The sequence below is a fragment of the Vibrio sp. 10N.261.51.C6 genome, from assembly GCF_041471785.1.
In the GTDB taxonomy this organism is placed as follows: Bacteria; Pseudomonadota; Gammaproteobacteria; order Enterobacterales; family Vibrionaceae; genus Vibrio; species Vibrio crassostreae_C.
On record NZ_JBFRPB010000078.1, the window covers coordinates 1,995 to 11,387 of the forward strand.

The 9,393-nt window shown below is 43.4% G+C and carries 11 protein-coding genes and 1 pseudogene; 5 read left to right on the forward strand and 7 right to left on the reverse strand.

Going from position 1 to position 9,393, the window contains the following annotated elements; genetic code table 11:
- Positions 1-412: 412 nt before the first annotated feature.
- Genes slyA through AB4375_RS19625 form a run of 3 tightly spaced genes read left to right on the forward strand, consistent with a single transcriptional unit; the run spans position 413 to position 3,046 of the window.
- Positions 413-880 carry a transcriptional regulator SlyA gene (slyA, locus tag AB4375_RS19615; protein WP_372052362.1) on the forward strand — a complete coding sequence of 156 codons (468 nt, stop codon included), beginning with the start codon at positions 413-415 and terminating at the stop codon, positions 878-880.
- A gap of 12 nt (positions 881-892) precedes the next feature.
- A complete protein-coding gene (locus tag AB4375_RS19620; RefSeq protein WP_017068664.1) occupies positions 893-1,954 on the forward strand; it encodes an HlyD family secretion protein in 1,062 nt (353 codons plus the stop codon).
- A 60-nt stretch (positions 1,955-2,014) separates the two neighbouring features.
- Positions 2,015-3,046 carry a DUF2955 domain-containing protein gene (locus tag AB4375_RS19625; RefSeq protein WP_017059067.1) on the forward strand — a complete coding sequence of 344 codons (1,032 nt, stop codon included), beginning with the start codon at positions 2,015-2,017 and terminating at the stop codon, positions 3,044-3,046.
- A 320-nt stretch (positions 3,047-3,366) separates the two neighbouring features.
- Here AB4375_RS19625 and AB4375_RS19630 read toward each other — a convergent pair.
- The 4 genes and pseudogenes from AB4375_RS19630 to AB4375_RS19645 all read right to left on the reverse strand — a co-directional run.
- Positions 3,367-3,721, reverse strand: a pseudogene (locus AB4375_RS19630) (transposase); the annotation flags it as partial.
- A 138-nt stretch (positions 3,722-3,859) separates the two neighbouring features.
- On the reverse strand, positions 3,860-4,654 hold the full coding sequence (locus AB4375_RS19635; protein ID WP_017068662.1) for a class III extradiol ring-cleavage dioxygenase: 795 nt from the start codon (positions 4,652-4,654) through the stop codon (positions 3,860-3,862).
- The gene (locus tag AB4375_RS19640) at positions 4,651-5,604 is read right to left on the reverse strand and encodes a glutathione S-transferase family protein (RefSeq protein ID WP_017039294.1); all 954 of its coding nucleotides are present in this window, start codon (positions 5,602-5,604) and stop codon (positions 4,651-4,653) included. The genes AB4375_RS19635 and AB4375_RS19640 overlap by 4 nt, the downstream gene beginning before the upstream one ends.
- Positions 5,605-5,693: 89 nt before the next feature.
- Positions 5,694-6,146: a DoxX family protein gene (locus AB4375_RS19645; protein ID WP_372052363.1), complete on the reverse strand. Its 453-nt coding sequence runs from the start codon at positions 6,144-6,146 to the stop codon at positions 5,694-5,696.
- 144 nt (positions 6,147-6,290) lie between these two features.
- On the opposite strand from AB4375_RS19645, the gene AB4375_RS19650 reads away from it, so the two are divergent.
- Entirely contained in the window at positions 6,291-7,202 is a 912-nt protein-coding gene (locus AB4375_RS19650) for a LysR family transcriptional regulator (RefSeq protein ID WP_102320037.1), read from the forward strand.
- Between the two features lie 222 nt (positions 7,203-7,424).
- Here AB4375_RS19650 and AB4375_RS19655 read toward each other — a convergent pair whose 3' ends face one another.
- The 3 genes from AB4375_RS19655 to AB4375_RS19665 form a co-directional block, all read right to left on the reverse strand.
- Positions 7,425-7,742 (reverse strand): hypothetical protein, encoded by a 318-nt coding sequence (locus tag AB4375_RS19655; protein WP_017068659.1) that lies wholly within the window; start codon positions 7,740-7,742, stop codon positions 7,425-7,427.
- Positions 7,742-8,227, reverse strand: a complete 486-nt coding sequence (locus tag AB4375_RS19660) for a DUF4405 domain-containing protein (protein ID WP_032546226.1) — start codon at positions 8,225-8,227, stop codon at positions 7,742-7,744. Before AB4375_RS19660 ends, AB4375_RS19655 begins: the two co-directional genes overlap by 1 nt.
- Positions 8,228-8,523: 296 nt before the next feature.
- The gene (locus AB4375_RS19665) at positions 8,524-9,024 is read right to left on the reverse strand and encodes a nuclear transport factor 2 family protein (RefSeq protein ID WP_372052365.1); all 501 of its coding nucleotides are present in this window, start codon (positions 9,022-9,024) and stop codon (positions 8,524-8,526) included.
- A 191-nt stretch (positions 9,025-9,215) separates the two neighbouring features.
- Here AB4375_RS19665 and AB4375_RS19670 point away from each other — a divergent pair.
- A partial coding sequence (locus AB4375_RS19670; RefSeq protein WP_372052367.1) for a LysR family transcriptional regulator occupies positions 9,216-9,393 on the forward strand: 178 nt, incomplete at its 3' end.

Sequence of the window (9,393 nt, forward strand, 5' to 3'; positions counted from 1 at the left end):
CCCCCCCCCCCCCGTTGTTAGGTATGCCCGTAAGAAATGAAGTGGCTTAATTGCTCGCAGCCCTTGGGGTTACTACGCTCTTAGGGAGGGATTGTTCAACAACGCCACCTGTAAATCTCAAAAATCCTACATATTTTTCTTTAAAATTCCGCTTCCGTTTATTTTGTGACTGAATGGGCGCGTTAGCTAATATTTTTTGTCATCTACTGTGTTTCTGGCTCAGCGATTGGGTTGGCTGGGTTAAAATTTATTGGTAAAAGATCGGATGTCCTATTTCACTTCCATTTTTATTCTTTTTTTTCATTACTTTAAGGGGATTTAGGCTTATGAGGCGATTTTGATAGTATAAAACAATTTACTTAGCGTGCTAACCAAGTATAATAGTTAGCACGCTAAGTAAATGGGAACCATGATGCAAAAAGAATTCGACCATATGAAAGAGCTATCACTGGCAGAACAATTGGGGCGTCTGCATCGCTTATGGCGCACCTCTGTTGACATTGAACTTGCCCCTTTAGAGTTAACTTACCCACGCTGGACAGCCTTATGGAAACTGTGGCGATTAGGCGACAACCTCAGTCAAAAAGTATTAGCCAATGCCTTAGAAATTGAACTGGCCTCTTTAATGCGCACCTTAGCCCAATTAGAACAGCAAGGGCTCATTGAACGCCACTGTTGCCCCCATGATAAACGCGCCAGACTTGTCAATTTGACTCCTGCTGGACTCGATTTAATAACGAAAGTTGAAGTAACAATTATCAATATCCGTAGCCAATTGCTCTTAGGCATAAACGCTGAAGAACTTACTGAGTTTGAAAGAGTAATTAATCTGATTGGTAATAATGCGTTAACCAAATTAGCTAAAATGACAGACAAGTAAGTGAATACAAATATGACACCAGATCAACAATTTTCGCGGCTAACAAAAATTGCCTTAGCAGGCTTTATGCTGGTATTTGGTTACTTTATGTTTGCTGATGCGACTATGCCATTAACGCCGCAGGCTATGGCAACTCGGGTTGTGACTAAGGTTACCCCACAAGTTAATGGCCGCATTAAAACTATTGCTGTCACTAATAACCAAGTTGTTAGCAAGGGTGAATTACTGTTTAAAGTAGATCCTAGACCGTATAAGTTAGCGGTAGATGAAGCGCAGTTGGCTTTAGAGCAAGTCCAGCAAGATAACGCTGAGCTAGATGCCTCTTTGTTAGCGGCGCAAGCTGATGTCAATGCCAGCCAAACCACATCACAACAAAAACGCAGCGAAGCAAAGCGTCTTGATGCACTGTACAAAACTAATGGCGTATCCCAACAGCAACGCGATCAAGCTGACAGCGATGCCGCTGCGGCTGAAGCAAATTTGCTGGCAACCCAAGCCCGTTTAAAGCAATTAGAAGTGAGCCGCGGTGTTTACGGTAACAATAACTTAAAAGTACGTCAGGCCGAAAATCGCTTAGCCCAAGCCAAATTAAACCTGTCTTATACCCAAGTTCATGCGGATCAAGACGGCACAGTTACTAACTTGCAAATCATGGTCGGCGGCTTTGCGGCCATTGGCCAGCCACTGCTGGCTCTTGTTTCTGATGATGTGGATATTATTGCTGATTTTAGAGAAAAGGCATTACGAGATGTCTCAATTTCATCTAAAGCCCTTGTTGCGTTTGACGGTGAACCAGGCCGTTTATATCGCGCCCACGTCAGCAGTATTGATGCTGGGGTTAGCGCCGGACAGTTCGATGCCAATGGCAGTTTAGCGACTCCGCAACAATCTGATCGCTGGGTCCGTGACGCCCAAAGAATGAGATTGCATTTACAATTAGATAATGACGAAGTCATGAGAACATTGCCAACGGGGGCACGGGCGACGGTGCAGATAATGCCAGAAAATAGTTTGCTGAACTTATTAGCTCATGGGCAGATTAAAGCCATCAGTATGCTGCACTATATCTATTAACATCAAACATTTGATAGATGCGCTATTTTAAATATATTACAGCGACACAAGGCAACAATCATGTTACTAAGATTTAATCCCATGACAGCCAATGATTTACGTCAATGTCTACGTATTGCCACTGCTGGCACGATTGGCTTTACTGTGTGCAAACTGTTCGGCTTTAGTAACGGGGTGTTTTATACTGTTACCCCTATGGTATTGCTAGGGCTAGCACCTGTGTTCACCGCCCATGTCGCGCGGCAGGTGTTGGCGTCTTCTGTCACAGCTGGATTAGTGGTAGGCGTTATCGGTGGTTTATTTGGTGGCCATCCAGTCTTAATGACCCTGATTATTTTTGGGGTGTTTGTTGGCTTTTTTACCGCCATGACCCGCGGCAGTTTTTTTCTTTATGGTGCCAATAGTTTACTTAATCTGAGCATCATGCTTAATTTTGCCAGTTACCCTGATACTGATCTAAACGGTCTCATCGGCGCTAATCTCGGCGCCACAATACTGGCAATCATTATCGCCTATATCATGGTCTCGTTAATCCCTGATGTTGAACCCAGAAAATTGCAAAAACCACCAGCAAAATCAGTAAATCGAATGCGACATGAAGTATTACTGGGGGCAACTATCGCCACAGCATCTTTTGTAGTGTTCCAGATATTTAATCTGCAAGACTCTATGTCGGCGCAAGCTGCCACAATTTTATTACTTTATCCGATGCATTTTACTGGGGTATTAAATTATGCCCTTAAACGTGCGATAGGTACCTTTCTTGGAGTGACATTCGGTGTGTTAGCCCAGTTGTTTCTTTATGATTGGTCAGGGCTGTTGATCTTAGTCGTGCCGGTTTTATGGTTTGGGTTAATGCTATTTAGCCAAGTACACGTCAAAGAAAACGTCGGCGCTGGGGTTGGCTTTGGAGCGATGACCACGCTGGGGATTTTATTTGGCCAATACCTCACCCCAGGTAGCGATCTGATATATAGTGCACTTTACCGTATTAGCAGTATTTTGGTTGCCATCGTAGCGACTTTATTACTGTGTTACATCATGCACACTTTACTTAACCGATTTGCTGCAACGCGCTTAAGTTATCAGTAATGCTGATAATGATTAATCGAGCATGGAAAAAAACTGCTTGTGACTCAGCATTAGAAACAATAGGGTCTTGTCTTTTGTCTCTCATAACAATCACCTGATTCCAGTACGGGATCAGGTACTAGTATTTCAATAAAGCAATTGGAGACACCGTTGAAACTTTTTCCTCTTTGCCATACCTGTAGTTATTCATGATTTGCTAATGTTTACTTTTCCGAAACTCATTTCTGCCCAAAGGTATGCTGGCGGTAGCATGTAACGCAAAAATGCCCTCAATGAAATGAGTTCTATTGCTTGAAAGTCGTGCGCCACTGAACCGGCGATAGCTTGTTGTTCCAATGACTTTGGACGACTGTACTTGATACCAATTTGTATAGCGGCGTTAGCGATGGCGAGAGCATCATTATGATCCGTTTTATGACCTTCTAGGTATCCTTTCACCTTCTTAGGGTTAATGATTCGGACTTCATGCCCAAGTTTTTCTGCTAATTGCCCCCAGTAATGGCAACCGCAACAACCTTCCATGGCGACAATCGAAGGCTTAGCCTTTGCCAAGAACTCTTTCATCTTCTGGCGACTCAGAGGTTTATTGGACATTAGCTCACCATGAATGCTGATATGGCAGGCTTGAAGAACATTTTTTGCTAAGTCGATAGCGATAACATTTTTAGTCAACATATTGGAACCCTCGGTTTTTTCTCACACTCCTAAGTCTAGATTGCTAAGGAGGGAGTGGATTCCATACATCATGTTAGCCTTGCAGTTTATACTTATCTTGGTTGATGCTGTTTTTCTAAACTAAAGTAATGTTATTGCTCACTGAGACCAAACATAACTCTCCATTGAAATGGAGTGATGCAAGATTGGACTTTCCAACACCGTAAGATTATCAGCGTCATCTTTTGCTCCCATAGCAATAACTAACGGCAAATAATGCTCAGAGGTAGGATGTGACTTCGCATAGTGAACAGACTTAACGTGAGGCTGTTTTGCCTCCGCTAAATTGCCTTCAAGAGCGATTTTCCGTGCCCAATTTTGGAATTTGTTTGCATAATCTGCGACGCGCTCGTGACTCATTCGAATGTCATATAAATTGTGCGTCAGGCTACCTGAGCAGATAACCGCAATATTCTGCTTACGCAATTGTTTCAAGGTATTACCGAGCTTTTCTAGTTCATCTGGTGACAGATCAACATTCAGCGACAATTGCACTATTGGCTTGTCTGCATTTGGGCGCAGGTGATACAGCGGTACCCAAACACCGTGATCCCAGCCTCGGTAATTGTCCGCCTTAGTTTCGAAACCATTGTTGGTTAATAAGTCGATGACTTTATTACCAACAATGTGTGAGCCCATCGCAGGATAGTTCAATTCGTACAATTCAGGTGGAAAGCCACCAAAGTCGTGAATGGTTTCTGGTTGGTCGTTGGTGATAACGACATTACCGCGGGCAACCCAATGTGGTGATATCACTAATATAGCTTCCACATCATCAAATTTAGCTACTTGATGGGTTAAATTATCGGTCGCCTGTTGTTGAGCCTCGATGCTTGCGCCTAACGCAAACATCGGAGAACCGTGACCAACGAACATCAGAGGTGCTAGTTTCATACTCCCTCCGGTAAATATTTAAACCAATCCAAGTACGGCCCCTGAGGAATTATGCCAGATGGATTTAGCGCAGTTACCGAGTAATAGCCCGCTTTAATATGATCGACACGAGTGTTTTTCGCAAAGGCTTCGATTTGTAATAAGCGGTCCAAATACGCTGACAACGCAGGGTAGTCAGAGATGGCTTTGATGTTAGTTTTAAATAGGCCATGGTAGGCCACATCAAATCGGATCAAGGTAACGAATAACCGAATGTCGCTTTCGGTTAGTTGGTTGCCAACGGCAAAATCGTTATTCGCAAAATGTGTTTCCAGTTCTTCTAAGCGAGCGAAAATATCAACCATGGCTTCGTCGTAAGCTTTCTGGCTTGAAGCGAATCCTGCGCGATACACACCATTGTTTAAGCTGTCGTAGATACTGGCATTAAACTCTTCAATTTGTGATTGCAACTCAGTCGGGTACAAATTGATGTTTGAATTATGAATCGGTCTTAAGTCTTCGTTCAAAATATGAAGAATATCAGCAGACTCGTTGTTGATGATTTTGTTATCACCACAATCCCAAAGTACAGGCACAGTCGCTCGACCAGTGTATTGGTCATCAGTCATCGTATAAAGATGGTGAGCGTATTCCACTCCCTCAATGCCACTCTCTGTAGAGCCTACCGTTGAATCAGATTCACCCCCAAATTGCCAACCGAAATCTGTTAGTACTGGGTCTAAGATTTTTACGTCAATTACATCTTCTAAGTTAAACAACGAGCGAGCAATTAATGTGCGTGTTGCCCAAGGACAAATGTAAGCAGCATAGAGTCGCAAACCTTTATCGACTGCTGACTGTGCATCGTCAATGCGATTTGTGAATGCGCTGCTTTGGCGGATGAAGCGGCCTTCACTGTCTTTCTCTTGAACGGGATCCCACTTGCGTTCCCACTTACCATTTACCAACATAATCTTTCCTTATTTCGAAGAGCCCCTTGCGAGCGTACGCCATGGGCGTCTGTTGTTTGTCTAATTTGTTTCGAGTCCAATAGCTTTTATTAAGCGGTTTTGGTTGCACCAAGTAAGCGGTTATCAATGGCAAACTTTCCGCCACCTTGAATGGCTAGCGCTAAAGTGGCAGCGAATAACGCCAAAGCAAACTCGTAACCGTTATTGCTGATAAATAAGCCATGGCTGATGTGAACGCTGAAGATTGCCACTAACATGGCAAATGCATTGACCAGTGCTGCTGGGCGAGTCAAAAGGCCAAATATCAAGGCTAAACCTCCGAAGAATTCTGCACTGCCAGCCATCAATGCCATTAGGTAACCGGGTGCTAGCCCAATGCTTGCCATCCATTGGCCAGTACCTTCAAGTCCATAGCAACCAAACCAGCCAAACAGCTTTTGCGCACCATGTGCAGCCAAAATGATTCCTACCGGAACTCTCAGTACTAGTGCCGCAAAGCCAGCATTGGATTGAATTACTTTGTTAAAAATGTGCTTGTTCATGGTATTTCCCTCAGAGTTGATTTATTCAAGTAAGTCTTAACTTGGGAATAAGATTAATCTTTCTCCTTTAGATGATAAATGGCATTATCATTGAATGATTTCCAATGTATTGTTGGTAATTGACTTATTAAAAGGATTTGTTTAATGGATAGGATTGACACCATGAAGGCGTTTCTCACGGTCTCTAGAGAAGGCAGTTTTACCAAGGCAGCAGAGAAACTGGGAACGTCAAATCAGTTGGTCAGTAAGTACGTATCTCATTTGGAGGAACAACTCGGGGTACGCCTGCTTAACCGCACGACGAGAAAAGTACACCTTACAGAAGCGGGCGAGCGATGTGTGCAACACGTTCAGCACATTTTGGAAAGTATTCAAGACATGGAAGGGAGCATGGGGCAGTTAAAGAATGAGGCGCAAGGTTTACTGCGTATCAGTGCTCCTGTGACTTTTGCTACCAAGCATCTCGCTTCACTTATTCGGGATTTTAAGCAGCTCAATCCGGCTGTGGGTATCGATTTGCAACTCAACGATCGGAAAGTCGATGTGGTTGAGGAGGGCTTTGATTTAGCGTTACGGATCGGGCAATTAAAAAGCTCATCCTTAATTGCAAAGCGTGTTGCTCCGGTTCGGTTGGTTATGTGTGCTTCCCCAGACTATCTTGAACGGCATGGAACGCCAGAGCATCCGGAACAGCTTATTCCAGAGCATCTGCTAAGCTACAGCTACATGGATTACAGTCAATCCGAGTCCCCACTTATGAATGCGCTGAAGCGCTCGTCAAAAGAGGAGAGTTCCGGTATATCCTGCAACAACGGAGATATCCTCGTTGAGTCCGCTATAGCGGGAGAGGGTTATGTTTTTCAACCCACTTTTATCGTGTCTGACGCAGTAAAGAAGGGCCAACTTAACGTTATTCTAAAAGAGTTTGAGCCAGAACCCATGGCGCTATATGCGGTGTATCCGCACCGTAAGCTGATTGCGACTAAGTTGAGTGTTTTTATTGAGTTTCTCAGTGACTATTATGGTGATTTACCGTATTGGGATGATGTTTTTTAAGACTTGAACGGCTCCTGTAGTGGCTAAGTGAACTTGCCCACGTAGTTAGAGGTTTGCAATACCTGAGTTAATCCTTTAAATGCTAATTTAGCAGAATCACTGACTCATAAATGTCCAACTCCGTGCTGACTGGGTAGATCATCGTAAGGCAGACCTGCCCCAGCTAGTTCACTGACAGCGCGCGCGTCGAATGTTAGACGCACTGGCTGAGACATTGCTTGACTAGTGGACTGGCCGAGTAGGCTTGTTTTGGTTGTCGTGTGTACGTTTTTTGAAGACAAAAGCAGAGAGCTTTAACACGCCATAACACAAAAAGGCGGGCACCATGGTCAGCACAGTAAGCTTAACAAATGAGACGCCGAAAACCGCTAACCCAGATAGGTTTCGTTTTCCTTCTTCGAGTGCAAGCTCGGTTGCTGCACTATTTATTGTTCCTGCCCAAGTTGATAGCTCTAGGGTCCACATTACTGCGCAGATGATAAGCGAGATGATTAAGACAATAGCAGAGCGCTGCTTCCAACGATAAACGAGATATTTCATTATACACCTGCCTTAGTGTTGTGTTTCTGTCTCATTTTTCTGCTCACACCTTTTATCCACTGCCAGTGCAGAGCGAGATGGATACCAAGCATTGGCATCACTAGGTTTCCTAGGTCATGATGTAGCTTGGACCAAACAGGCAGTATCTCTACTGGCATACCTAGCTGAGGTAGCAAAGCTTCGGAAACTAAGAATCCGCTGAGTGTTGCCATCAGCATGACCAAGTAGAACAAAGCATCCCAAACCGCATTGAATCGATCTTTAGCAGATTGTTTGTGGATGAAATTTTTTGGAAGAGATACCATCCAGTTCCAATGCAGTAGTAAGTGGATAATCAAAGGAATAATAAACAAAAGGCTCAGCCATTCGTGAGCTGCTACACCTGTTGCTTTGGGGATACAGACTAAGATAAAGCCGATCAGCAATAGGATGTCCATGACATACTGAGTCTTTACCAAACTGTCTTTCCATGTACGGGTTTGCATGATCAATTGCCTGATAGGTTGTTAAGCCATAAAAATTCATGCTTATAAACTATCAAGTTGGCACCTTGATTCAACTGATTTTACAGTCATTTACAGTTAGAAATGCCGCGCGTCTTGATAGCACGGCATTTGTGATCGGCTCCAAATAGATTGAGTATCAAATTAAGCGACTTTTCATGCCTTAAGAATCGGGCTTTTTACCAGTTTATGTCCCGTCCTGAAATGTGTTTACACACTGAGAGGTAGCCTCTCAGTGTTAAGTCAATTCTTAGTAAAATCAAACATGTTTAGAGTTGTTATTTCTCTGTGTGATAGGCTTTTGAGACAGCAAAGCTGTCTTCAAACCAGTTCCAACTCTTTACTTTCCCATCGACGACTTGAACGCGCACAGCCCAACTAAATTTTCCAGTGTCAGCGCCAGTGTTGTTTGCTGTGGCACTCATGGTCCCCATAAAGACGGCTTGATCACCGTTGGCAAAACTATAATCTGTAGTCCAGCTCGTTGTTTTTAATCCAGCACCAAAGCGAGGCAAGAAGGTATTTAAAACTGTTTCTTTAGACTCCCAGTTACCAATCCAAGGAATAGAATCATCTCCTTCATTATGCCAAACAAAATCGTCAGCCATTAGAGTACTTAGCTTTTCCATATCCCCAGATCCAGCAGCCCACAGAAAAGCTTGGGCAATCTCTAGGGTTTTTGCAGATTGTTCTGCCTTAGATTTATCCATGTCTGTTGCGTAACTTGCTTGAATTACTGCGAATAAGCTGAAATATATCACTAAAATTGTTTTTAACATTACGTCTCTCCGTTTAGTTGAACGTAGGATGAAGCAAACGACTCCCTCTGTAAAAGTAGAAGTCGAATAGAGCTGAATCAAATGTATTGAGCTTGATGGTACTGTGGTAGATAAGGGAATTTGGGCAATAGGCTTTGCAATAAAGCTGATCAGTCAAATTTTAAGAGCACAAACGAGCCTAAAATGATTTCTTGTCCAGAACTGCAAGGCGCATGGGTAAAACAATCAGTGCGATTTCAAAAAGCATGCAGAAAATTTGTGAAGAGCTAGATGATGAGTTACTTGTACGTCAATCATCTGGATTCCAGCTCACTAACTCAATGTCTAGGGCTGCTGGTGCGGATCACAAATCGTTTAAATTTAGATCTC

What these genes read in the sequence shown, in the direction of transcription:
- slyA (WP_372052362.1), top strand. Translation starts at nt 413, where the DNA reads ATGCAAAAAGAATTCGACCATATGAAAGAGCTATCACTGGCAGAACAA.
- AB4375_RS19620 (WP_017068664.1), top strand. Translation starts at nt 893, where the DNA reads ATGACACCAGATCAACAATTTTCGCGGCTAACAAAAATTGCCTTAGCA.
- AB4375_RS19625 (WP_017059067.1), top strand. Translation starts at nt 2,015, where the DNA reads ATGTTACTAAGATTTAATCCCATGACAGCCAATGATTTACGTCAATGT.
- AB4375_RS19635 (WP_017068662.1), bottom strand. Translation starts at nt 4,654, where the DNA reads ATGAAACTAGCACCTCTGATGTTCGTTGGTCACGGTTCTCCGATGTTT.
- AB4375_RS19640 (WP_017039294.1), bottom strand. Translation starts at nt 5,604, where the DNA reads ATGTTGGTAAATGGTAAGTGGGAACGCAAGTGGGATCCCGTTCAAGAG.
- AB4375_RS19645 (WP_372052363.1), bottom strand. Translation starts at nt 6,146, where the DNA reads ATGAACAAGCACATTTTTAACAAAGTAATTCAATCCAATGCTGGCTTT.
- AB4375_RS19650 (WP_102320037.1), top strand. Translation starts at nt 6,291, where the DNA reads ATGGATAGGATTGACACCATGAAGGCGTTTCTCACGGTCTCTAGAGAA.
- AB4375_RS19655 (WP_017068659.1), bottom strand. Translation starts at nt 7,742, where the DNA reads ATGAAATATCTCGTTTATCGTTGGAAGCAGCGCTCTGCTATTGTCTTA.
- AB4375_RS19660 (WP_032546226.1), bottom strand. Translation starts at nt 8,227, where the DNA reads ATGCAAACCCGTACATGGAAAGACAGTTTGGTAAAGACTCAGTATGTC.
- AB4375_RS19665 (WP_372052365.1), bottom strand. Translation starts at nt 9,024, where the DNA reads ATGTTAAAAACAATTTTAGTGATATATTTCAGCTTATTCGCAGTAATT.